21 protein-coding genes are annotated in these 23989 nt (G+C 63.9%); 15 read left to right on the forward strand and 6 right to left on the reverse strand.

The genetic code is table 11. The features are described 5' to 3' along the window. Positions 1–369: 369 nt before the first annotated feature. From QE394_RS19165 to QE394_RS19185, 5 genes are all read left to right on the forward strand, one after another. Complete coding sequence (locus QE394_RS19165; RefSeq protein ID WP_349035278.1) at positions 370–1458, forward strand: PhoH family protein; 1089 nt, start codon at positions 370–372, stop codon at positions 1456–1458. Further along, on the forward strand, positions 1455–1928 hold the full coding sequence (ybeY, locus tag QE394_RS19170) for an rRNA maturation RNase YbeY (RefSeq protein ID WP_056079315.1): 474 nt from the start codon (positions 1455–1457) through the stop codon (positions 1926–1928). Before QE394_RS19165 ends, ybeY begins: the two co-directional genes overlap by 4 nt. Next, complete coding sequence (locus QE394_RS19175) at positions 1925–3256, forward strand: hemolysin family protein (protein ID WP_349035279.1); 1332 nt, start codon at positions 1925–1927, stop codon at positions 3254–3256. Before ybeY ends, QE394_RS19175 begins: the two co-directional genes overlap by 4 nt. Then, positions 3240–4199, forward strand: a complete 960-nt coding sequence (gene era / locus QE394_RS19180; RefSeq protein ID WP_056079309.1) for a GTPase Era — start codon at positions 3240–3242, stop codon at positions 4197–4199. The genes QE394_RS19175 and era overlap by 17 nt, the downstream gene beginning before the upstream one ends. Before the next feature lie 96 nt (positions 4200–4295). After that, on the forward strand, positions 4296–5876 hold the full coding sequence (locus tag QE394_RS19185) for an LCP family protein (RefSeq protein ID WP_056079306.1): 1581 nt from the start codon (positions 4296–4298) through the stop codon (positions 5874–5876). A gap of 97 nt (positions 5877–5973) precedes the next feature. Here QE394_RS19185 and QE394_RS19190 read toward each other — a convergent pair whose 3' ends face one another. After that, the gene (locus QE394_RS19190; protein ID WP_349035280.1) at positions 5974–7926 is read right to left on the reverse strand and encodes a M13-type metalloendopeptidase; all 1953 of its coding nucleotides are present in this window, start codon (positions 7924–7926) and stop codon (positions 5974–5976) included. Positions 7927–8178: 252 nt separating this feature from the next. Here QE394_RS19190 and leuA point away from each other — a divergent pair, with 252 nt between their 5' ends. From leuA to QE394_RS19205, 3 genes are all read left to right on the forward strand, one after another. Continuing rightward, on the forward strand, positions 8179–9918 hold the full coding sequence (gene leuA / locus QE394_RS19195) for a 2-isopropylmalate synthase (protein WP_349035281.1): 1740 nt from the start codon (positions 8179–8181) through the stop codon (positions 9916–9918). Between the two features lie 85 nt (positions 9919–10003). Next, positions 10004–10756: a DNA repair protein RecO gene (gene recO / locus QE394_RS19200; RefSeq protein ID WP_349035282.1), complete on the forward strand. Its 753-nt coding sequence runs from the start codon at positions 10004–10006 to the stop codon at positions 10754–10756. 2 nt (positions 10757–10758) lie between these two features. After that, a complete protein-coding gene (locus QE394_RS19205; RefSeq protein WP_056079294.1) occupies positions 10759–11598 on the forward strand; it encodes an isoprenyl transferase in 840 nt (279 codons plus the stop codon). On the opposite strand, the gene QE394_RS19210 is transcribed toward QE394_RS19205, so the two are convergent. Continuing rightward, positions 11544–12551, reverse strand: coding sequence for an alpha/beta hydrolase (locus tag QE394_RS19210; RefSeq protein ID WP_056079292.1), 1008 nt, complete (start codon positions 12549–12551; stop codon positions 11544–11546). The two genes, QE394_RS19205 and QE394_RS19210, sit on opposite strands and share 55 nt — an antisense overlap. 104 nt (positions 12552–12655) lie before the next feature. Between QE394_RS19210 and QE394_RS19215 the strand changes: the two genes are divergently transcribed. Then, positions 12656–13726 carry a quinone-dependent dihydroorotate dehydrogenase gene (locus tag QE394_RS19215; protein ID WP_261619656.1) on the forward strand — a complete coding sequence of 357 codons (1071 nt, stop codon included), beginning with the start codon at positions 12656–12658 and terminating at the stop codon, positions 13724–13726. A gap of 80 nt (positions 13727–13806) precedes the next feature. Here QE394_RS19215 and QE394_RS19220 read toward each other — a convergent pair whose 3' ends face one another. Next, positions 13807–14409 carry a DUF3043 domain-containing protein gene (locus tag QE394_RS19220; RefSeq protein WP_056079287.1) on the reverse strand — a complete coding sequence of 201 codons (603 nt, stop codon included), beginning with the start codon at positions 14407–14409 and terminating at the stop codon, positions 13807–13809. Between the two features lie 89 nt (positions 14410–14498). Here QE394_RS19220 and QE394_RS19225 point away from each other — a divergent pair, with 89 nt between their 5' ends. The 5 genes from QE394_RS19225 to QE394_RS19245 all read left to right on the forward strand — a co-directional run bounded on the left by QE394_RS19225 (position 14499) and on the right by QE394_RS19245 (position 19728). Beyond that, on the forward strand, positions 14499–15953 hold the full coding sequence (locus QE394_RS19225; RefSeq protein WP_349035283.1) for a dipeptidase: 1455 nt from the start codon (positions 14499–14501) through the stop codon (positions 15951–15953). A 192-nt stretch (positions 15954–16145) separates the two neighbouring features. Continuing rightward, the gene (locus QE394_RS19230; RefSeq protein WP_015937148.1) at positions 16146–16532 is read left to right on the forward strand and encodes an iron-sulfur cluster assembly accessory protein; all 387 of its coding nucleotides are present in this window, start codon (positions 16146–16148) and stop codon (positions 16530–16532) included. A gap of 187 nt (positions 16533–16719) precedes the next feature. Next, positions 16720–17592, forward strand: coding sequence for a cytochrome c oxidase subunit II (gene coxB / locus QE394_RS19235; protein WP_015937147.1), 873 nt, complete (start codon positions 16720–16722; stop codon positions 17590–17592). A 10-nt stretch (positions 17593–17602) separates the two neighbouring features. Continuing rightward, complete coding sequence (ctaD, locus tag QE394_RS19240; RefSeq protein WP_349035284.1) at positions 17603–19330, forward strand: cytochrome c oxidase subunit I; 1728 nt, start codon at positions 17603–17605, stop codon at positions 19328–19330. Continuing rightward, positions 19327–19728 (forward strand): cytochrome c oxidase subunit 4, encoded by a 402-nt coding sequence (locus QE394_RS19245; RefSeq protein ID WP_056079276.1) that lies wholly within the window; start codon positions 19327–19329, stop codon positions 19726–19728. Before ctaD ends, QE394_RS19245 begins: the two co-directional genes overlap by 4 nt. Positions 19729–19808: 80 nt before the next feature. On the opposite strand, the gene QE394_RS19250 is transcribed toward QE394_RS19245, so the two are convergent. Then, positions 19809–20120 carry an HPr family phosphocarrier protein gene (locus tag QE394_RS19250; RefSeq protein WP_349035285.1) on the reverse strand — a complete coding sequence of 104 codons (312 nt, stop codon included), beginning with the start codon at positions 20118–20120 and terminating at the stop codon, positions 19809–19811. A gap of 167 nt (positions 20121–20287) precedes the next feature. On the opposite strand from QE394_RS19250, the gene QE394_RS19255 reads away from it, so the two are divergent. Next, positions 20288–21058 carry a GntR family transcriptional regulator gene (locus QE394_RS19255; RefSeq protein ID WP_349035286.1) on the forward strand — a complete coding sequence of 257 codons (771 nt, stop codon included), beginning with the start codon at positions 20288–20290 and terminating at the stop codon, positions 21056–21058. Between the two features lie 125 nt (positions 21059–21183). On the opposite strand, the gene QE394_RS19260 is transcribed toward QE394_RS19255, so the two are convergent. Together QE394_RS19260 and QE394_RS19265 are read right to left on the reverse strand one after the other, a co-directional pair. After that, a complete protein-coding gene (locus tag QE394_RS19260; protein ID WP_349035287.1) occupies positions 21184–22854 on the reverse strand; it encodes a cytochrome bc complex cytochrome b subunit in 1671 nt (556 codons plus the stop codon). After that, the gene (locus QE394_RS19265) at positions 22832–23902 is read right to left on the reverse strand and encodes a Rieske 2Fe-2S domain-containing protein (RefSeq protein ID WP_056079264.1); all 1071 of its coding nucleotides are present in this window, start codon (positions 23900–23902) and stop codon (positions 22832–22834) included. Before QE394_RS19265 ends, QE394_RS19260 begins: the two co-directional genes overlap by 23 nt. Positions 23903–23989: the final 87 nt, after the last annotated feature.

Genomic DNA, 23989 nt, shown 5'->3' on the forward strand with positions numbered 1-23989 from the left:
TTTCCTTTCCTGTCGTGAGGGCCGTTCCCCGGTCGGCCCAATGTCACAGCCGTGGCTGGATTTCCAGCATTGCACAGCCCGGCGAAGCGATTTGCCCGGTTCCGGCCATGGGGCACAACTGCAACGGGAACGATATGAGGACGATATGAAGTTGATACCTAATGACCGATACTGCGTGGGCGCAGCTGTTCCCTGTCCCCTCGTGCGTGTGGCCGCCTACGGTCTCCCTCTGTTCCGCTTTGCCGGAGGGCAGGGTGCGCTGGCGTAAGATAAAAGGATCACGGAGCGCAGAAACCTGGCACTGGTTTCCCGGACCGGGACGACAGCAGAAACTACCTCGAGGGGACCACAGGCCTGCGGGCCAGCACCATGACTGAATCAGCCAACGGAAAGCGCCGGCTCAACACGGGAGAGGGCACTGCCGGGGAATTTCCCCACACCCTTCCCGGCGTCCGGACCGAGGTAGTCCTTTTCGACAATTCCGATCAGATGGTCCAGTCACTCGGCAGCCACGATGAGGCGCTGCGGTACATCGAGGAGCAGTTCCCGGAGGTCAACTTCCACGTCCGCGGCAACGAACTTTCCCTCAGCGGCCCGGCCGGCGACGTCCCCCGGATCATGCGGCTCCTCCAGGAAGTCCGCGGCCTGGTGGCACGCGGCACCGTCATCACCCCCGCGGTCCTGCAGCAGCTGGTGGCACTGCTCCGGAGCCAGTCGCTCCAGAACCCCGTGGATGTGCTGACGCACGACATCCTCTCCAGCCGGGGCAGGACCATCCGGCCCAAGACGCTGAACCAGAAGAACTACGTCGACGCCATCGATGACAACACCGTCATTTTCGGCATCGGCCCCGCCGGAACCGGCAAGACGTACCTGGCCATGGCCAAGGCTGTCCAGGCCCTTCAGCAGAAGGAAGTCAGCCGCATCATCCTTACCCGCCCGGCCGTCGAAGCAGGCGAACGCCTCGGATTCCTGCCCGGAACCCTGAGCGACAAGATCGACCCCTACCTGAGGCCGCTCTACGATGCGCTCCACGACATGATGGACCCCGAATCCATTCCACGGCTCATGGCAGCCGGAACCATTGAGGTGGCTCCACTGGCCTACATGCGCGGCCGGACGCTCAATGACGCATTCATCATCCTGGATGAGGCCCAGAACACCACCCCGGAACAGATGAAGATGTTCCTCACCCGGCTGGGCTTCGGTTCCAAGATGGTGGTCACCGGTGACGTCACCCAGGTGGACCTGCCCTTCGGGAAACGGTCCGGGCTGCGGATCGTGGAGGAGATCCTGCACGGCATCGAAGGCGTGAACTTCTCCGTCCTTGATGCGGCGGACGTGGTACGGCACCGCCTCGTGGGAGACATCGTCAATGCCTACAGCATCTGGGACGACAGGCAAAGGAACCGTGCCCGGCAAACGGCCGGCAGGGAAAAGCGGGGGGAGCACGCATGAGCATCGAGGTGAACAACGAATCCGGCGTCCAGGTGGACGAGGCGGGGCTGGTAGCCCTGTCCCGGTACATTTTTGAACAGCTTTACATCCATCCGCAGGCCGAACTGTCCATTCTCCTGGTGGATGAGCCAGCCATGGAGAAGCTTCACGTCGAACTCATGGACGAGCCCGGGGCAACCGACGTGTTGTCGGTGCCCATGGATGAACTCACGCCCGGAACTCCGGACCGTCCCACCCCGCAGGGGATGCTCGGCGACATCGCCATCTGCCCCCAGGTGGCACAAGTCCAGGCCAAAAACGCCGGCCACGCCCTCCAGGATGAGATGCTGCTGCTGACCACGCACGGCATCCTGCACCTTTTGGGCTATGACCATGCCGAGCCCGAAGAGAAGGAAGAGATGTTCGGGCTCCAGCGCGAACTCCTGACCGGCTTCACCGGCAAGGAAGCGCCCGCCGAGACCACCCAGTGACGCCCCTGCTCCTGGTGGCGATGGCCCTGGTCTTCCTGGCCATCGCCGCCGTACTGACCGCGGCCGAGGCCGCCTTCAATTTCCTCCCCCGCCACGATGCGGAAGAAGCACTGCTCCGCAGCCGCGGAACTGCAATGCGCAACATCCTCCGCGAGCCCGTTGCGCATATCCGGGCCCTGCGGTTCTGGCGTGTCTGGTTCGAAATGGCCTCCGCGGTTGCCGTCTCGGTACTGCTCTACAGTCTCCTGGACAACATCTGGCTGGCCGGCCTTGCAGCGACCGGCATCATGGCGCTGCTCGGGTTCGTGATCGTGGGTGTCTCACCCCGCCAGTTGGGCAGGCTCCACTCGGCTGCAGTGGTGCGTTTCACGGCGCCGATGATCCGTTTCCTGACGTGGGTCCTCGGACCCATCCCGGGATGGCTCGTCGCGTTGGGAAGCGCTGCAGCCCCGGGCGCACCCGGAGGGGATGAAGCCTTCTTCAGCGAGCAGGAATTCCGTGAACTGGTGGACCGCGCCAGCGAATCCGACATGATCGAGGACACCGAAGCTGAGATGATCCAGTCGGTGTTTGATTTCGGGGACACCCTGGTCCGTGCCGTCATGGTGCCCAGGACGGACATTGTCGGCATCGACTCCGGTTCGAGCCTGCACGAGGCCATGTCCCTGTTCCTCCGGTCCGGCTACTCCCGGGTCCCGGTCATCGGCGAGGACACCGACCACATCCTGGGGATCGTCTACCTCAAGGACGTGGCCGCCGTCGTACACGAACTGGACGCCGGCGTCGAACCGCCCACGGTTGACTCCATGGCCCGCGAGGTCCGCTACGTGCCGGAATCAAAACCGGTGAGCGACCTGCTGCGCGAACTGCAGAAGGAATCGACGCATGTGGCCATCGTCATCGACGAGTACGGCGGCACGGCCGGCCTGGTCACGCTGGAGGACCTGATCGAGGAAATCGTTGGCGAGATCGTTGACGAATACGACACCGAAAGCGCCGAGGCCGTCGAGCTCGGTGACGGTTCCTACCGCGTCAGCTCCAGGATGAGCATCGATGACCTCGGAGAGCTCTTTGATATCGAGCTTGACGACGACGAGGTGGACACCGCGGGCGGACTCCTCGCCAAAGCGTTGGGACGCGTTCCCATCGTGGGCAGCCGGGTGGAAGTCCAAGGCGTATCGCTGCGGGCCGACCGGCTTGAGGGCCGCCGCAACCGCGTCAGCCACATCATTGCGGCGCCCGTGCCAACAGTAGACACTGACCTTGAAGACCTCTTCCATGAGGCGGAAGCAACCCAGCAGGGAGTTCCACGTGAGCAAGAAAAGTAAGGCCCAGGCAGAGGACGATTTCGGCGGATTCCGGGCGGGGTTCTCGGTCCTCGTCGGGCGTCCCAACGCGGGCAAGTCCACTTTGACCAACGCCCTGGTGGGTAAGAAAGTAGCCATCACGTCTGCCAAACCCCAGACCACCCGGCACACCATCCGGGGGATCGTTCACCGGGAGGACGCCCAGCTGATCCTGGTGGACACACCGGGGCTGCACCGGCCGCGGACCCTGCTCGGCAAGCGCCTGAACGACCTGGTGGCCGACACCCTCGCAGAGGTGGACGCCATCGGCTTCTGCCTGCCCGCCAACGAAAAGATCGGTCCCGGCGACAAGTTCATCGCGGCCCAGCTTGCCGCCGCGGGCGGGAAGCCTGTGATCGCCATCGTGACGAAGGCTGACCTTGTGGACAAGCAGGCGCTGACCGAACAGCTGCTGGCCGTCGACGCCCTCGGCCGTGAAGTATTGGGCGAAGACGGGTGGCGGGACATCGTCCCCGTGTCCGCGAACGATGGATTCCAGGTGGATACTGTGGCCGATGTCCTGATCAGCCACATGCCGCCGTCGCCCCCTCTGTACCCGGACGGTGAACTGACCGACGAGCCTGAGGCTGTCATGGTGGCCGAACTGATCCGCGAGGCGGCGCTGGAAGGCGTCCGGGATGAACTTCCGCATTCACTCGCCGTGGTGGTGGAAGAGATCGTTCCCCGTGAGGACCGGCCGGAAGACAATCCACTCCTCGACGTGCGGGTAAACCTCTACGTGGAACGTCCGTCCCAGAAAGCCATCATCATCGGCAAGGGCGGAAGCAGGCTGCGGGAGGTGGGGACCAATGCGCGCAAGGGCATCGAGGCGCTGCTCGGCACACGCATCTACCTGGATCTCCATGTGAAGGTGGCAAAGGACTGGCAGCGGGATCCAAAACAGCTGGTCAAGCTCGGTTTCTGACGTCTTTGGCGGGGTGTCGCAGGTCACCGCCCGGCGTTTTCCCAGACTCGGCCACTAAAATGGACCGGATTTTGTATTTAGAGGAAGGTTCAACACGTGGCGCGAGGCCGTGGCAAAAACGAGTTCGGCGCTGAGCCGCCACCCGGCTCTGGCCCCGTTTCCAGGCACGCCGACCAGGCCGGCCTGGGCGCTGCCCGGCACTTTGGGCCCATCCGGGGGATGCCCGTCTGGTTGAAGATCATCACCGCCATCGTCGCGGTGGCGTTGGTGGGCGGCCTGGCCTTTGCCGGATTCTGGTTCATCCGCCTCCAGAACAACATCTCGAAGGCGCCACTGAACGCCGGCGGATCGGGCACCGAGGGGCCGGTGAATGACGCCACCGGGCGGATGCAGATCCTGATCCTCGGGTCTGACACCCGCGACGGCAAGAACTCGGAATACGGCTCATCCGATGACTCAACGGGCTATGGCAAGTCTGACGTCATGATGCTGATGGACATCTCGGAGGACAACAAACGTGTCAGCGTCATCAGCTTCCCGCGTGACCTGCTGGTCAACATCCCCGCTTGCAAGGACTCCAAGACGGGCCGTGAATATCCTGCGCGCAGTGGAGTGATGATCAACGAAGCCATGGGTGAGGCCGGAATCGGTTGTGCCGTGGATACCGTCAACAAACTGACCGGACTGGAAGTGGACCATTTCATGATGGCCGACTTCAACGCCGTTAAAGAGCTGTCCAACGCGGTGGGTGGCGTGGACGTCTGCGTCAGCGACGCCATCTATGATCCGGATTCCCGGCTCCGGCTGCCGGCAGGAACCTCTGCCGTGCAGGGCGAGCAGGCACTCGCCTTCCTTCGCACCCGGCACGCGTTCGCCGACGGCGGGGACCTGGGGCGTATCCAGGCACAGCAGGGCTTCCTGTCTTCGCTGACCCGGAAAATCAAGGACGAGGGAACGTTGTCGGATCCGGCCCGGATGCTGAAGATCGCCGACGTCGTCACCCAGAACCTCACGGTGGACGAAGGGCTGGCCTCGGTGCCCACCCTGCTGACCATCGGTAACCGGCTCAAGGACATCGACCTCGGGAAGGTGGCGTTTGTATCCGTGCCCACCACGCCTGCCGTGTCAGATCCCAACCGCCTCGAAATTGCCGAACCCGCGGGTTCCCAGCTTTTCACCGCGCTTCAGAAGGACGTCGACCTGACGGACCCCACTGCACCCACCACGCCGTCGCCCACTGAAAGCCCTTCCCCGTCAGCGACTCCGACGGAAACTGAAGCACCCCTCCCGCCGTACAACAAGGCCCTCCAACCTGTGTCAGTGGCAAACGGCTCCGGCGTTCCCGGCCGTTCCCAGGAAATCGTCCAGGCACTGGTCTCCGGCGGCTTTACCCAGGCTGCCCAGTTCGAAGCGCAGGCCATAGCCCAGTCAGGCGTCTACTACGGTGCCAACTATGCTGACGTCGCAGCGGACGTGGCCGCGCTCCTGGGGATTCCCGCCTCACAGGTGATCCCGGCGCCCGGGGTGTCGGGTGTCCAGGTCTACCTCGGCAGCGATTTCACGTCGGGGGCCACCTACGGGAGCGGATCCGGTGCGGCCCTCCCGGACGACATCGTCAACCAGACTGCCGGGGATGCCCGCTGCCAGCAGGCCAACCCCGAATTGATCGTCCGGTAGCTCACCAGCCGCGCTGCGGCATCGGAGCCATTACAGCAACGGCCGCGGTGCCAGCCCATCAGGCTGGCTCCGCGGCCGCTGCTGTTCTTCGGATGGATTACCAGATGCTGACCCGCTCGGCGGACGGCATCCACATCCCGTCCTGCTCGGTCACCTCGAAGGCTTCGTGGAAAGCGTCGAGGTTGCGGGCGATGGCGTTGGTCCTGAACTCGTTGGGGGAGTGCGGGTCAGTTGCCAGGCGGCGGATTGCCTCCTCCTGCCGGATGACCTGGCGCCAGCCGGCCGCCCACGAAGCGAAAAACCGCTGGTGGCCGGTCAGGCCGTCGAGGACCTCCGGTTCCCGGCCTTCCAGGCTGATCCGGTAGGCCTTGTGGGCAATGGCCAGACCCGCAAGGTCGCCGATGTTCTCGCCGAGGGTCAGCCGGCCGTTGACGTGGTGTCCCGGAGCGGCCGCGGGGGAGAGGGCATCGTACTGCGCCACGAGGCGGGCGGTGAGCTTCTCGAACGCCTGCCGGTCCGCGTCCGTCCACCAGTTGCGGAGGGCGCCGCCGCCGTCGAACTGGGAACCCTGGTCGTCAAAGCCGTGGCCGATTTCATGACCGATTACAGCCCCGATACCGCCATAGTTAACGGCGTCATCGGCGTCGGCCGTGAAGAACGGCGGCTGAAGGATGGCGGCAGGGAAAACAATCTCGTTCATCATGGGGTGGTAGTAGGCGTTGACCGTCTGCGGTGTCATGAGCCACTTGTTGCGGTCTACCGGCTTGCCCACCTCATCGAGGTGCCGGTCGACGTCGGCGTTATGGGCGCGCTCCACGTTCCCGAGGAGGTCACTGGGGTCTATCTCCACGGCAGAGTAGTCGATCCATTCGTCGGGGAATCCGATCTTGGCGCGGAACCCGTCCAGTTTGCGCAGGGCTTCGGCTTTGGTGTCCGAACCCATCCAGCCCACTTCGGTGATGCTGCTCCGGTACGCCTCGATTAGGTTGCCCACGAGGGTCTGCATCCTTGCTTTGTGGGATTCCGGGAAATGCCGTGCCACGTAGATCTGCCCGACAGCCTCACCGAGGGCCGCCTCCACTACAGCGACGCCGCGCTTCCAGCGGTCCTTGTTTCGCGGGGTGCCACTGATCGTGGTGCCGTAGAACGCAAAGTTCGCATCGACGATGGCCTGCGACAGGTAGGGTGCCGCGGCGCTGACAACGCGCATTGCCAGCCAGTCCCGCCACGCGTCCAGCGGTTCGGTTTCCAGGAGGGCGGCCGCGCCCGAGAAGAAGTCGGGGGTGCTCACCACGATTTCCTGCCGCTTCTCTCCGGCAATGTCCGCGGCCTCGAACCAGGTGGCAAGAAGTGGGAACAGTTCCCCGGCTTGCTCTGCTGTCTTGAGGTTGTAGGTCTTTTGCGGATCCCGCAGGGTGACGTTGTCCCAGTGGTGCGAGGCCAGCTTGGTTTCCAGGTCCACCACACGTTCCGCGGCAGCCTTTGCGTCCTCCCGCCCCGCCAGCGCCAGCATCGTTGCTACGTGGGTGCGGTACGCGGCGACCGTTGGCGCAAACTTTTCGTCGCGGTAGTAGGACTCATCGGGAAGGCCAAGGCCGCCCTGTCCGGTGTACAGCAGGACACGGTCCGGGTTTCCGGCATCAGGGGCCGGGTAGATGTAGAAGAGCCCGCCCACGTCCGAGCGGAAGAGCCGTCCGGCCAATGCAATGAGGTCAGTGGCCGAGGCTGCTGCGTAGACATCCGCGAGCCGCTGACGGATCGGTTCGAGACCTTTCGCTTCAGCTGCGGCCTCATCCATGAAGCTGTTATACAGCCCGCCGATCTTGCGTTCTATGCCGCTCGCCGATTCACCCTTGGCGGCGGCTTCCTCGATGATGTCCCGCACGGCGAGTTCCGAGCCGTCCCGCAAAGCGGTGAAGGTCCCTTCCAGCGGCCGGTCGTCCGGAATCTCGGTGGCCTTCAGCCAGGCACCGTTGACGTGCTGGTAAAGGTCGTCCTGCGGCCGGACCGTGTGATCAATGGTGGAAAGGTCGATCCCCGAAATGGGCACTGAAACTCCTTTTGCTGCGACGCCGCTGCCGGCACAAAATGCCCGGTGCGTCTGCATGATGGACTTTACGGACGGTAGTGCCCTTTCATCTTACGCACCCGTGTTACCCTCAAAAGGTGCGTGCAGAGTTCCTCCTCCTTAGCTGCCGCGGCGAGGCTACAGACGCTATCTAGCGCAAGGCCCACCCTCGCTGCGGAGTTTGTGTTGCCCGGCCACCCTTTCACTGAAGATCCATAGAAAAGGCCCCAAGTAATGCGAAACGCACAGAAGTCCTCAGGAATGCCCTTCCACCGCTACACGCCGTTCCAGGACCAGATCACCGTCGAGATGCCGGACCGTACATGGCCGGACAAGGTGATCACCAAGGCCCCGCGCTGGTGTGCAGTGGACCTGCGGGACGGCAACCAGGCGCTGATCGATCCCATGAGCCCGGCACGGAAAATGAAGATGTTCGACCTGCTGGTGCGCATGGGTTACAAGGAAATCGAGGTCGGCTTTCCGTCCGCGTCGCAGACTGACTTCGACTTCGTCCGCCAGCTGATCGAGGGCAACCACATCCCGGATGATGTCACCATCCAGGTCCTCACCCAGGCCCGAGAGCACCTGATTGAGCGGACGTACGAATCCCTCGTAGGTGCGAGGCAGGCCATCGTCCACCTGTACAACTCCACGTCCGTGCTGCAGCGGCGCGTCGTCTTCAACCAGGACGAGGACGGCATCCTGGACATCGCACTCCAGGGTGCGCGGCTGTGCCGGAAGTACGAGGAAACGCTGGCCGACACACACATCACCTACGAATACTCACCGGAGTCCTTCACCGGAACGGAGCTGGAGTACGCCGTCCGCGTCTGCAACGCCGTCGCCGATGTCTTTGAAGCCTCGGCAGACCGGCAGGTCATCATCAACCTGCCTGCCACCGTGGAAATGGCCACCCCCAACGTGTACGCCGATTCAATTGAATGGATGAGCCGGCACCTGCACCCCCGCGAAGGCATCATCCTCTCGCTGCACCCGCACAACGACCGCGGCACCGGCGTGGCCGCCGCCGAGCTGGGCTACATGGCCGGCGCAGACAGGATCGAAGGCTGCCTGTTCGGCAACGGCGAGCGTACCGGCAACGTGGACCTGGTGACCCTGGGACTGAACCTGTTCGTGCAGGGCATCGACCCGATGATCGACTTCTCCGACATCGATGACGTCCGGCGGACCGTTGAATACTGCAACCAGCTGCCCGTCCCCGAGCGGTCCCCTTACGGCGGCGACCTGGTGTTCACCGCCTTCTCCGGCTCACACCAGGACGCCATCAAAAAGGGCTTCGAGGCCTTGGAACGCGACGCCGCCGCCGCCGGCAAAGACCTTGCGGACGCCACCTGGCAGGTGCCCTACCTGCCGGTTGATCCCAAGGACCTGGGCCGCAGCTACGAGGCCGTCATCCGCGTCAACTCCCAGTCCGGCAAGGGTGGCGTGGCCTACCTGCTCAAGAACGAGCACAGCCTGGACCTGCCCCGCCGGGCCCAGATCGAGTTCTCCGGTGTCATCCAGCGGCGCACGGACACCGTGGGCGGCGAAGTCAGCGGCGCCCAGCTCTGGCAGATCTTCCAGGACGAGTACCTGCCCTCCGGCAGGACCGACGGCCAGTGGGGACGCTACTCCCTGGGCTCGGTCAAGACCGAGACCGATAACGACGGCGGCATGACGCTGCACGCGTCCCTCACCGTCGACGGTGCACAGGTCAGCCGTACCGGTACCGGAAACGGTCCCATCGCCGCGCTGCTGAACATCCTCACCCAAGATGGTGTGGACGTGCGCGTGCTGGACTACAGCGAGCACGCCCTGTCCGAAGGCGGCAACGCTATGGCCGCAGCGTATGTCGAATGCGCAGTGGGCGAGCGGGTCCTGTGGGGCGTGGGCATTGATGCAAACACCAGCATGTCCTCGCTGAAGGCCGTTATCTCCGCCGTCAACCGCGCCATCCGCGACGCCCAGTCCTGATCCGCAGGCCGCCGCGTTGCCCTTGTTTCGGGGCCGCGCGGCGGCGCAGGGGCTGCCGGACCGTTCAGGGATGGGAAGATAGAGCGTGGCCCAACAATCCTTCGCCTCCCGGGCATACCGCGACGACGCCGTGGTTCTTCGTACCCACAAGCTGGGCGAAGCCGACAGGATCATCACGCTACTGACGAAGCACCACGGGCAGGTCCGGGCAGTTGCCAAAGGCGTACGCCGCACCAGCAGCCGTTTCGGTGCGCGGCTCGAGCCGTTCATGGTGGCTGATCTCCAGCTGATCTCAGGCCGGACCCTGGACATCGTGACCCAGGCTGTGGCCAAAGGCGCCTACGGCGGCAGCATCGCCGCCGATTACGGCCGCTACACCGTCGCCGCAGCCATGACCGAAACAGCCGAGAAGCTCACCGACGTGGACGGTGAGGCTGCCACGGCCCAATACAACCTCCTGGTAGGTGCATTGGCCGCCCTGAGTCGGAACGAGCACTCTGCCGGCCTTATCCTCGACTCCTACCTCCTGCGGGCACTGGCCACCGGAGGCTGGGCCCCGAGCTTCACCGACTGCGCCCGGTGCGGTATGCCGGGCCCGCACACGGCATTCGCCACTGCCCTGGGCGGCATGGTGTGCCCGGACTGCAGGCCACCGGGCTCGCCCGCTCCGGCCGCCGAAACTGTCATCCTGCTGGCGGCACTGCTCACCGGAGACTGGCCAACGGCTGATGCTTCCTTACCGCTGCACCGCAAGGAAGCCGCCGGCCTGGTGGCCGCATACCTGCAATGGCACCTCGAACGGGTGCTGAAATCCCTCAAACATGTGGAGCGTAGCTGACAGTGGCCTTGGGAAAAAAGACGAACCCCGCCCGCAGGCGTACCCAACCGGTGGTCCCGCCCTCCCCGCACCCCTCGGGGGCCGTTCCGCCGTCCATCCCGGCTGAATTCATTCCCCGCCACGTGGCCATTGTCATGGACGGCAACGGCCGCTGGGCAAACCAGCGGGGACTTCCCCGGATCGAAGGACATAAGGCAGGCGAACCCGCACTGCTCGATGTCATGGCTGGCGCCATCCAACTCGGCATCGAGTATGTCAGTGTCTACGCATTCTCCACGGAAAACTGGCGCAGGTCCCCTGAAGAGGTCCGCTTCCTCATGGGTTTTAACAAGGACGTGCTACGTCGCCAGCGCAACCAGCTGGACGAATGGGGCGTCCGGGTCCGCTGGTCGGGCCGACGGCCGAAGCTCTGGGGCTCGGTAATCCGGGAGCTGGAGGAGGCAGAGGACTACACGGCCGGCAACACCACCTGCACGTTGACCATGTGTGTTAATTACGGCGGACGGGCGGAGATCACCGACGCTGTGTCTGCCATAGCTGCAGAGGTCGCCGCAGGACGGCTGAAGCCCGGTGCGATTACGGAGCGCACCATCCAGAAGTACCTTGATGAACCGGACCTTCCCGACGTGGACCTTTTCCTTCGCAGCTCAGGGGAACAGAGGTTGTCGAACTTCCTGCTCTGGCAATCGGCGTATGCCGAGTTCGTATTCATGGACACGCTGTGGCCGGACGTGGACCGGCGGACACTGTGGGCGGCGGTAGAGGAATATGCGCGGCGTGACCGGCGCTACGGCGGCGCAGTGGACGCAGCGGCCCGGCCCGGTGGCTCCTCGGCGCCGTAGGCACTCAGCCATCGCGCGAGGCGGGCGTAGGCGTCGGCACGCACCTCGGCAGGGGAGAGGAAAACATCGTGCAGGGCACCTTCAATCCGCTCCACCGTGACGCTCCGGCCCAATGCCAGGGCCCTGGCCCCGATGATATTCACATCCAGCACGGCGTCAGTGCGGCGCATGGCTTCGGACCACAGCAGTCCGGTCGCACTCCCGGCGGAGAGCAGCACCAGGATAGGCACCTGGATGTTCAGCCCCCGGGCAACGCGCGCATGGCCTGCCAGCACTGCGCTCAGCCAGCCTGCCCGCACCGGGAAGGCCATCGGTGGCCGGTACCGGTCGTCGATGGTCCACTCTCCCTCGGCCGCGCTGCTGATGGTCCGCCAGTAGAATCCCCGTTCAGGCAGCCGAAGGACGGCCGTGGGCCGCAGCCTCGCCATCGGCGCCATGAGACCCGAAGCGGCGCGCCGGACCAGTGAGCTGCCGTGCATTTCCAGCCATGGGCTGTTGAGCACCAGCCGTGACACGGAACCCGGGTGTCCCGCGGCCCACAGTGCTGCAACGAGGCCCCCGGTCGAATGTCCCATCAGGGTGATGGGCCCGGGCGGGTCCCCGCCTCCGATGATGACCCGGGCCGCCTCGATCTCGGCATCGTAGTCAGCCAGATGCGACACAAAGCCCCCCGGTGCGTCCGGGCGCAGGCTCCTGCCGTGGTTATGCATGTCCAGGGCGTAGAAGTCATAGCCTGCCGAGTTCCAGAACATGGCCAGGTCCACGTTGAAAAAGTAGTCACTCCAGCCGTGCAGGAAGAGGACGGGCCGGCGCGTTTGTTGTGGCGGGGCGGTGCCGCCCGGCGCCGGCCGGAAGCGCACCAGCGTGGCGGTCCGTTGCACGCCGTCGGCTCCCTTGGCCTCGAACGCAAAGGACTGGAATCCGGCGCCCAGGATGTCCTCTTCCCATGCCATGGACCCATGCTAATCCGGCAGCGGGTGGCGCGGACCCAGCAGCCGCGCCCCTGTTTGGGCGTCACCGTTTTGGTCCACGGCCCGTGAGGCGGAAAACTGGTTGCATGCGCGTTTACCCCACATTCTTCAAGTTGGCTTTCTCCTGGATGGACGCCGAGCGCGCCCATACCCTCGGCTTCAAGGGGATCCGGCTGGCGCATTCGTCCGGGGCGGGGAAGGTGCTCCGCAGGCTGACCGCACCGGCCCCATCCCTGCAGACCACTGCCTTCGGCGTCACCTTCCCGTCACCGTTCGGACTTGCAGCGGGGTTCGACAAGGAAGGGCACGGCATCGAAGCCCTCACCGAGCTTGGCTTCGGCCACGTTGAAGTGGGCACCATTACCGGCCAGGCGCAGCCGGGCAACGAGCAGCCGCGGCTGTTCCGCCTGGTCCAGGACCGTGCGGTCATCAACAGGATGGGCTTCAACAACGACGGCGCCGCTGCCGTGGCTCCCCGCCTCAAGTCCGCCCGGGCCGCCCTGCAGCGGACGCACCCCGCGGTGCGGCCGGTCATCGGGGTCAACATCGGCAAGACCAAAGCTGTTGAGCTTGCCGATGCGGTGGATGACTACCGCATCAGCGCACGCACCCTTGCACCTGCCGCCGACTACCTCGTGGTCAATGTCAGTTCCCCCAACACGCCGGGACTGCGGCTGCTGCAGGATGTCGAAACGTTGCGCCCCCTCCTCACCGCCGTTGGCGAGGAAGCCGACCGTGCTGCGGGCCGGCACGTGCCGCTGCTGGTGAAGATTGCTCCGGACCTCAGCGACGAAGACATCGACGACGTTGCACAGCTCGCCCTGGACCTGAAGCTGGACGGCATTATTGCCACCAATACCACCATCGCCAGGACGGGGCTGGCTTCCCCGGACGAAACAGTCGAACAGTGCGGGGCGGGCGGGCTGTCCGGCGCACCGCTGAAGCAGCGTTCCCTGGCGGTGCTCCGCCGGCTCAAGCAGGCAACCGGAGACGCCCTGACCCTCGTCGCCGTCGGGGGCGTGGAAACAGCCGAGGACGTGCAGGACCGGCTCGACGCGGGGGCGACCCTGGTCCAGGGTTACACGGCATTCCTGTACGAAGGCCCCTTCTGGGCGGCCCGCATCAACCGGCAACTGGCCCGCACACGGCGGTCCTGAAACACTGCGGGTCCTGCCCCGTTAAACAGCAGTCCCCGGCAGGTGACCCGCCGGGGACTGCTGTTTAACGGAACTCTGACTCAGGAGGGAAACTGGCCGCGGCTGACCTGCGGCTTGGGCAGCCTCAACTTGCGGAACTGGAGGGAGCGCATGGAACCGTACCAAACGGTGCCGCGCTCAACCTCGCCGAACTTCTCCGCCAGCCGCTTGCGCAGTTTGCGGGACAGCAGGAACACGTCCACGAAAACTGCCAGGAACATGACCCAGAAAGCACCCAGGACGTAAATCATATAATCGCTGGATGCCGGCACCACCAGGGAAACCAGAACGAAAACAAGGGCGCCGAACATGAGGAACTCGCCCAGGCTGAACCGGGCATCGACGAAGTCGCGGGCAAACCGCTTCTGCGGTCCCTTGTCCCGCAAGGGCAGGAACTTTTCGTCCCCGGTGTCAAGGGCCTGGCGCATCTTCTGCCGCTGGTCCTGGATGACCTGGCGCTCAGCAGCCTTGGAGGCCTTACGGTCCTCCGGCACCAGCGGACGCTTCCGGGCGGCTTCCTGGGCCCTCCGTGTTGGAGTGGGGGCACCCTTGCCGATGACACCCGCCTGGCGCGCCGCCGCTTCCGCCGCCTGCTGGTCTACTGTCTCCTGCGCCGAGGGCGCTTCTTTTTTACGTCCGAACACCTGACCAGAATACCTTGCGGGACGTGTCGGGATTCCTTGGCTGCGGCTGTTGCCGAAGCAACAGATGTGACGGGAGTAATGTTTTGGCCATGACTCCCTCGCCAACGGCAACCCCGCATGATCCGCAAGGCCCCTCATCCCCGGGCCCTGAGACAACAGGCCAGACGGACCAACTCCGGGCCGCCGTCGACCGTTCCTTTGACCAAACGCTGCGCCGCCTCAAGGATCTGGTGGCGATTCCCGGGATCGCCTGGCCCAGCTTCGACCGGGCACCGCTGGAACGCAGTGCCGAAGCGGTGGCGGAACTGCTCCGCGACGCCGGACTGGACGAAGTGCAGACCCTCACCTGCCCCAAGCCGGACGGCACGCCCGGCGGTCCCGCCGTCGTCGCACGCCGTCCCGCAGCTCCAGGCAAGCCAACCATCCTGCTGTACGCCCACCATGACGTCCAGCCTCCCGGCGACGAAGCCCTGTGGGAAACACGGCCGTTCACCGCGGTGGAAAAAGATGGCCGTCTCTATGGCCGCGGCGCCGCTGACGACAAAGCCGGCATCATGGCCCACATTGCCGCCTACGCCGCCGTCTCGGAGGTGGTCGGCGAACTGGGACTGGGCGTGACGTTCTTCTTCGAAGGCGAAGAGGAAGCCGGATCGCCCACCTTCCGCCCCTTCCTGGAGGCCAACCGCGAACTGCTGCAGGCCGACGTCATCGTCGTTGCAGACTCCAGCAACTGGAAAGTTGGCGTCCCTGCCCTCACCACCAGCCTGCGTGGCCTCGTTGACGGCACCATTGAAGTGCAGGTGCTCGACCACGCCGTGCACTCCGGCATGTACGGCGGCCCGGTGCTGGACGCCCCCACGCTCCTCTCGCGGCTGATCGCCACACTCCATGACGACGACGGCAACGTCGCGATCAACGGGCTCGTGGCCACGGACAACGCTGCCGTGGACCTCCCGGAAGCCGACTACCGCGCCGATGCTTCAGTGCTCGACGGCGTCCGGCTCGCCGGAACGGGCAGCATCGCCTCCCGCCTGTGGACCAAGCCTGCGCTGTCCATCATCGGCTTTGACGCCCCCGCCGTGGACGTCGCCTCGAACACCCTGCTGCCGCGGGCCCGGGCCAAGTTCAGCCTCCGACTCGCGCCGGGCCAGGATCCCGCCGCGGCTATGGACGCTGTGCGCCGCCACGTGGAAGCCAAGGCACCGTTCGGCGCGAAGGTCATCTTCACGCCGGGGGAGAGCGGCAATCCCTTCCAGACGGACACCGCATCACCGGCGGCCCGCCTGGCAATGTGGGCGCTGGGGGAGGCCTGGGGCGTCCCGGCCGTCGAAACAGGGATAGGCGGTTCCATTCCCTTTATTGCGGACCTGCTGGAGCTGTACCCTGACGTGCAGATCCTTGTCACGGGCGTTGAAGACCCGGACTCGAGGGCGCACAGCGCCAACGAATCCCTGCACCTGGGCGACTTCCGGCAAGCAATCCTGGCCGAGGCGCTCATGCTTGCCCGGCTCAACAGCGGAGGCCTGGACGTGCAGCCCGGCTGATTCGGCTGACAGGTGGGCAGGGCGTTCCCCGCCAAGCCGGCTAAGGAACAACGGCGAGCCTTTCATGGTTACGTCAGGAGTTAGAGCTACAAGGCTGTCCGACGTAGCATGTAGCTATAGCCCATACCCAATCCGTAGGGGCAGGCACCGCAGAAGCGGAGCCGCCAGGACCCGTCCCAAGAAGGTAGGCCAATGAGCACCGCAACCAATGAGAACAGCACCGCAACCACCAGCGAATCCGGCGAACTGCCGGTCCACGAGGTCAACCTGACCGATGTCGCCGCAGGCAAGGTACGCAGCCTTCTCGAACAGGAAGGCCGCACGGACCTGCGCCTTCGGGTTGCCGTGCAGCCCGGCGGCTGCTCCGGCCTGATCTATCAGCTGTACTTCGACGAGCGGATTCTCGACGGCGACGCCGTACGTGATTACGACGGTGTCGAGGTCGTGGTGGACAAGATGAGCGTCCCGTACCTCAGCGGCGCCAGCATCGACTTCGAAGACACCATTTCCAAGCAGGGATTCACCATCGACAACCCCAATGCCGGTGGCTCCTGTGCCTGTGGAGATTCCTTCCACTAAGCCGGTCATTTTGCCGTATGCCTGCGCCGTGTCTCCTGCCAACCAGATTGGCTGGGAGGCGCGGCGCCGACATGTGGGCGAAACGTCCGGGGGAGCGGTAAGCTCTACACCGAGTAGTAAAACTTTTAGTGTGCCCGGGGCCGCCGATGGCTGCCCGGACAACAGCAACAAGTAGGAAGGGCCGTCTGTGAGTTCGCAGAACCGAACCGGCAGCCGACGCAAAACGATCACAACGATCACTGGCTTGGCAATTGCCGGCGCGTTGGTTTTGACCGGATGTTCGCCAGAGGTAGAGAAGGGGTGGCTGCCGACTGAACGCGGCACCACCAGCAACACCGACCGCATCATGGACCTCTGGGTCAACTCATGGATTGCCGCGCTGGTGGTGGGCACCATTACCTGGGGCCTCATCATCTGGTGCCTGGTGGCGTACCGCCGCCGCAAGGGGACTGTTGGGTTCCCGCGGCAGACCAGTTTCAACCTTCCGCTTGAGGTCTTTTACCTGACCATCCCGATCTTCATGGTCCTGGTGTTCTTCTACTTCACCGACCGTGACCAGCAGGCCATAGATGACCGCTCCCAGCCGGCCGACGTCGTAGTTGACGTCCGCGGCAAGCAGTGGGCCTGGGACTTCAACTACAAGTCCGGCGACGTCATCCAGGAAGACCTCCACGAAGCCGGTGTCCAGGCGCACCTGACCGGCAACACCATCGACAAGGAACAGCTCCCCACGCTGTACTTGCCGGTGAATAAGTCTGTTGACCTCGAGCTCAACGCCCGCGACGTCATCCACTCGTTCTGGGTTCCCGCCTTCCTGCAGAAGCGCGACATGATCCCCGGAAAGACCAACTACATCAGGTTCACCCCCACTAAAGAGGGCACCTACGACGGCAAGTGTGCCGAACTCTGCGGCGAGTACCACTCCGAAATGCTGTTCCGCGTCAAGGTGGTGTCGGAATCTGAATTCCAGGCCCACATGGACGGGCTGAAAGCAGCCGGCAACACCGGGCTGCTGGGCGTGGAGTACGACCGCAACCCTAACCTGAACGAAATTAAGTAAGGGGAGCGACGTGGCTACGTACACTCAATCCGCACCCACAGGAGCCCTGCAGGCTCCGGTGGTACCGAAGTCCAAGGGACGCATCGTCGTCAACTGGATCACCTCCACTGACCACAAGACCATCGGGTACATGTACCTGATCGCCTCGTTCGTCTTCTTCTGCCTCGGCGGCGTCATGGCGCTGCTCATTCGTGCCGAGCTCTTCGAGCCCGGCATGCAGATCCTGCAGACGAAGGAACAGTACAACCAGCTGTTCACCATGCACGGCACGGTCATGCTGCTGATGTTCGCCACCCCGCTCTTCGCCGGCTTCACCAACGTGATCATGCCGCTGCAGATCGGCGCGCCTGACGTTGCGTTCCCGCGTCTGAACGCCCTGGCCTTCTGGTTCTTCCTCTTTGGCTCCACCATTGCGGTCTCCGGCTTCATCACCCCGCAGGGTGCAGCATCCTTCGGCTGGTTCGCCTACGCACCACTGTCGAACACAACGTTCAGCCCCGGCATCGGCGGTGACCTTTGGGTCTTCGGCCTGGCGCTCTCCGGCTTCGGCACCATCCTCGGTGCGGTGAACTTCATCACCACCATCATCTGCATGCGCGCCCCGGGCATGACCATGTGGCGCATGCCGATCTTCACCTGGAACGCCCTGATCACGTCCATCCTGGTCCTCATGGCGTTCCCGCCGCTGGCCGCCGCACTGTTCGCGCTGGGCGCCGACCGCCGGTTTGGTGCACACATCTTCGATCCCGAAAACGGCGGTGCGGTCCTCTGGCAGCACCTGTTCTGGTTCTTCGGCCACCCTGAGGTCTACATCATCGCGCTGCCGTTCTTCGGCATCGTGTCTGAGATCTTCCCGGTGTTCAGCCGCAAGCCGATCTTCGGCTACAAGGGCCTCGTTTACGCCACGATCGCCATCGCTGCGCTCTCCGTCACCGTGTGGGCCCACCACATGTACGTCACCGGCTCGGTCCTCCTGCCGTTCTTCGCCTTCATGACGATGCTCATTGCGGTTCCGACCGGCGTGAAGTTCTTCAACTGGATCGGCACCATGTGGCGCGGCTCCATTACGTTCGAAACCCCCATGCTCTGGAGCATCGGATTCCTCGTCACGTTCCTCTTCGGCGGCCTGACCGGCATCATCCTGGCTTCGCCTCCGCTCGACTTCCACGTCTCGGACTCCTACTTCGTGGTGGCGCACTTCCACTACGTGGTCTTCGGAACAGTGGTGTTCGCCATGTTCGCCGGCTTCTACTTCTGGTGGCCCAAGTGGACTGGAAAAATGCTCAACGAGCGCCTCGGCAAGATCCACTTCTGGCTCCTGTTCCTGGGCTTCCACGGCACGTTCCTCATCCAGCACTGGCTTGGCGTCGAAGGCATGCCCCGCCGCTACGCCGACTACCTGGTGGAAGACAACTTCACCTGGATGAACCAGTTCTCCACGGTGGCGTCCTTCGTCCTCGGTGCCTCGCTGATTCCGTTCTTCTGGAACGTCTACATCACTTGGCGGAAGGCCGAAAAGGTCCAGGTTGATGATCCTTGGGGCTTCGGTGCCTCGCTCGAATGGGCCACGTCCTGCCCGCCGCCGCGCCACAACTTCACCTCGCTGCCCCGGATCCGTTCGGAGCGCCCCGCCCTGGACCTGCACCACCCTGAGCTGCGCCAGGTCCACACCGTCGAGTCGCCGGCACCTGCGGCCAGCGTTCTCGGCAACGCCGACCAGAAGGACACCGCACAGTGAAAATCGAATCTTGGATCTTTGGATCGGGAGTATTCTTCTTCATCCCTGTCTCCATCGTGTACGGGTTCCTGACGCACTGGAACGAGTGGGTCGGCACCCTGGGTGTCCTGCTCGTAGGCGGACTGGCCGGCATGATCGGCGCGTACCTTGGTTTTACCGCCAAACGCGTGGGGATGCGCCCCGAGGACCGCAGCGACGCTGAGATCCACGAAGGTGCCGGCGAGCAGGGGCACTTCAGCCCCTGGAGCTGGTGGCCCCTGGTCCTCGGACTGGCCTGCGCCACCGGGTTCCTTGGATTGGCCGTCGGGTTCTGGATTGTCTTCATTGCTGCCGGCCTTGCGGTCGTAGCGCTTGTCGGCTGGGTTTACGAATACAGCCGTGGGGACCACGCCCACTAGGCAACACACTTAACAACGACGCCGGCCCCCGCCATTTGGTGGGGGCCGGCGTCGTTGATTCTCGGCCAGCTGCTGCCGAGCTAGTGCCGGAGAGCGGGCTGCAGGGCTCCCTGCGCCTCGAGGAGGTCTCCGAGGGATTGGAGGGCTCCCACGGCATTTTCCGCGCTCACAGGCCCGTCCAAGGCTGTCTCGCTGACCGTGAGCTGCACTTCACAGCCGTGCTGGAAGTCGGCAGCCATCACCTGAAGCAGCGACCTCGCATCGACGGCCGGGCTGCCGTCCTTGGCAATGACCACGGGAAGGCCCGTGTCCATGACGGCCCGGACAAAATCGGCCGCAGGCCTTGCATGAAGGCCGACAGAAGCCGTGACCACGGCCTTGTGTGATGGCAAAGGGGACTCCTTCGTCTCGACGGACCCGTCCGTCTGTCGCGTAAATCTTCCAGCCCAAATATATATCCGGCTTCCAGTCGCTGCCGCCATGGAGCCCTCGAAGGAACACAGCTGGTCTAGACCTGACCTACGATTAGAAGCGGTACCAAGCAGGAAAAGGCGGACTCATGGCGGCTGCAGGCAAGACCATCAAGGGCGACATAGACCGCACCAGCGGTGTCGCCATTTACATTCAATTGCGGGAGATTTTGCGCGCCTACATCGCGGAGGCGTGCCCGCCCGGCTCGGCACTGCCTTCAGAGCGTGACTTGGCCGAACGATTTGGTCTCGCCCGGATGACAGTCCGCCAGGCCATCGATGCCCTGGTGGGCGAGGAAGTCATTGAACGCGTTGTTGGCCTTGGTACCTTTGTCCGCCGGCCTAAGCTTGACCTCCAGGTAAAGCTCACCTCGTACAGCGAGGAAATGCAGCGCCGTGGCATGGTCCCGGCCGCAAAGGTCCTCAGCTTTGAACAGATCGGTGCCAGCGCCTTCCTCGCCCGCGAACTGCAGCTGGACGAAGGCACTCCGCTGGTGCGTTTCCGCAGGCTCCTCCTGGCGGACGGAGAGCCCATGAGCGTGGATGAGAACTTTATCCCCGCCCACCGCGTTCCGGGCCTGCTCGACGGCGAGCCTCCCACATCCCTGTACAACGTCCTGAGCGAACAGTTCGGCCTGGTCATGGAGTGGGGGGAGGACATGATCGAGGCAACGGCTTCCTCTCCGTCCACGGCGCGCCTCCTCAACGTGGAAGTGGGTTCACCGCTCTTGAAGATCCAACGGCATGCCTTTGTGGCCCGCGCCATGGTGGACTACTCCGTTTCCTACTACCGGGCAGACCGCTACAAGCTTTGGGTGCCCCTGCAGCGTCCGGGGGCGCGCCGGGCGCGGAACCTCTAAGCGGGCTGCGAAGGGGAGCGGCTCCAGCGAATCCTGGCGCTGCGGCCGCCTGGACGCGAGATACAAACAGAGCAGGGCCCGGTCCTTTTGGACCGGGCCCTGCTCTGTTTGGTGCCTGGGTGAACCTAGTGGGAGAGGCTCTTGGCTTCCTCGGAGGTTTCCACTGCCGCGTGGCCGTGGCCGTGGGCTGCTTCAAGCTCTGCAGGTGTAGCCGGAGCTACACGGTCCTCGAAGAACCACTTGGAGAGGAAGGCGCGGCGCTTCTCGTTGCCAGTCACCACACCGTGCTCGTTCGGTACCGCGGGGAGTACCTCAGGCGATTCGAATCCGACCAGCTTGTACCGCTTGTACTCGTCGAGCGGAGCGTGAACCTCGATGAACTCACCGTGGGGCAGGCGAACGATGCGTCCGGTTTCCCGGCCGTGCAGTGCAATCTCGCGGTCCTTGCGCTGGAGCGCAAGGGCGACGCGCTTGGCAACGATGAATCCGATGATCGGTCCGATGAAGAACAGGGCACGGAGCCAGTAGGTGACGTCGTTGAGGGACACGTGGAAGTGCGTGGCAATGAGGTCAGAGCCGGCAGCCGCCCACATAACGCAGTACCAGATGAAACCTGCAACACCGATACCCGTACGGGTGGGGGCGTTGCGGGGACGGTCCAGAACGTGGTGTTCGCGGTTGTCCTTCGTGATCCAGCGCTCGATCCACGGGTAGGTGAACATCACCGTGAACAGAATGCCGGCGGGTACCAGGGCTGGAAGCAACACGTTGAATGTGAAGACGAAGCCCAGCCAGGTCTGCTCTACGTGCCAGTCACCAAAGGTGCCGGGCATCAGGCGCAGCGCACCGTCCACGAATCCGATGTACCAGTCAGGCTGTGTACCGGCGGAAACGGGGGAGGGGTCGTAGGGACCGTAGTTCCAGATCGGGTTGATGGTGAAGAACGCTGCCATCAGTGCCAGGACACCGAAGACGATGAAGAAGAAGCCGCCGGCCTTGGCTGCGTACACGGGGCCAAGCGGGTAACCGACAACGTTGTTGTCGTTGCGTCCCGGGCCGGGGTACTGGGTGTGCTTGTGGACCACAACCATGAACAGGTGGAGCACGATCATGAGGAGGATCAGTGCCGGCACCAGCAGGATGTGCAGCATGTAGAGGCGGCTGATGATCGCCGTTCCCGGGAATTCTCCGCCGAACAGGAAGAAGGAGATGTAGGTACCAACCACCGGGATGGACTTGATGACGCCGTCGATGATGCGGAGGCCGTTACCCGAGAGCAGGTCATCAGGAAGTGAGTAGCCGGTGAAGCCGGCAGCCATGGCCAGGATGAGCAGGACGCAGCCCACAACCCAGTTCATTTCACGAGGACGGCGGAATGCGCCGGTGAAGAACACCCGAAGCATGTGTACGGCGATGGAAGCCACGAACAGCAGGGCTGCCCAGTGGTGGACCTGGCGCATGAACAGGCCGCCACGGATATCAAAGGAGATGTCCAGCGACGAGCTGTAGGCGACCGACATTTCGACGCCCTTAAGGGGCACATACGATCCGTCGTAGTGGGTCTCCGCCATGGACGGGTCGAAGAAGAACGTCAGGAACGTACCCGAAAGCAGCAGGATCACGAACGAGTAGAGCGCGACCTCGCCGAACATGAAGGACCAATGGTCGGGGAACACTTTGCGGCCGAATTCCCGGAGGATTCCGGACCCGCCAACTCGAGAATCGACGAAGTCGGTAACCCGGCCTGCCTTGGTTTTGGCGACGAAAGCGGGCTCAGCTGTTGATGCTGCGCTCATGCATATCACGCTCCCAGTAACTCGGTCCTACAGGTTCATGAAAGTCGCTGGTGGCGACGAGGTAGCCTTCGTCATCAACTGCGATGGGCAGCTGGGGGAGAGGGCGGCTGGCCGGTCCGAAGATCACCTTGCACTCTTGAGTGAGGTCAAAGGTGGACTGGTGGCACGGGCACAGCAGGTGGTGCGTCTGCTGCTCGTACAGAGCAACAGGGCAGCCAACGTGGGTGCAGATCTTGGAGTACGCAACGATGCCGTTGTATCCCCAGTCCTCGCGGCCTTCAGAGGGATGCAGGGACGCCGGGTCCAGGCGCATGAGCAGCACAACAGCCTTGGCCTTCTCGTTGAGCTTGCCCTCGTGGAGCTCGTTCAGGCCTTCCGGAATGACGTGGAAGGCCGAACCGATGGTGACATCTGCGGCCTTGATCGGCGTACCGTCAGGGTCGCGGGCCAGGCGCTTGAGCTTGCCGTCCTGCGGCGCCCACATGGTGTGGGCAAGCTTGTTATCGGGCCGGGGACCCAGATCGCCGAAAATAGCCACTGCGGGCAGGGGAGCGAGGGCCACAGCGCCGAGAAGGGTGTTGCGGATCAGGGGGCGGCGCTTGATGCCGGTCTCTTCCACAATGTCATCAACGATGCGGACTGCAGCCTGGCGGTCCTCTTCGTAGCGGATGGCGTGGCGCTCTTCCGATACTTCGTGATCCGGCATCAGGGCCTTGGCCCAGTGGACAATGCCGGTACCGATGCCGAGCATGGCGAATGCCGTGCCAACACCAAGGAGGGCATTCTGCAACCGGATGGTTGCGATGTTGGAATCCTCGCCCAGGTCGATGGCGAAGTACGCCACCAGGAAGATCAGGGTTCCAACGACAGAGATGCCAAATAGTAAGGCGACCTGCCGTTCTGCCCGCTTTGCGGCTTTCGGATCCGTGTCAGCCAGGCGCAAACGATGCGGGGGAATTCCAGGATCCTGGAACTTCTCCACCTCATTCTGACCAGCCGTAGCTACGGTGCCCGAGTGGTTCGGACTGCCGTCACTATGGTTGCCCATAATTCGCCTCATCCTTCTCTCGTCCCGGCGGCTGCCGGGTTAGTTTCTAATATCAACCTGCTGGACTTTGCAGCAGAAAGTTTGGTG

The organism is Pseudarthrobacter sp. SORGH_AS 212 (assembly GCF_030818145.1).
Lineage (GTDB): Bacteria > Actinomycetota > Actinomycetes > Actinomycetales > Micrococcaceae > Arthrobacter.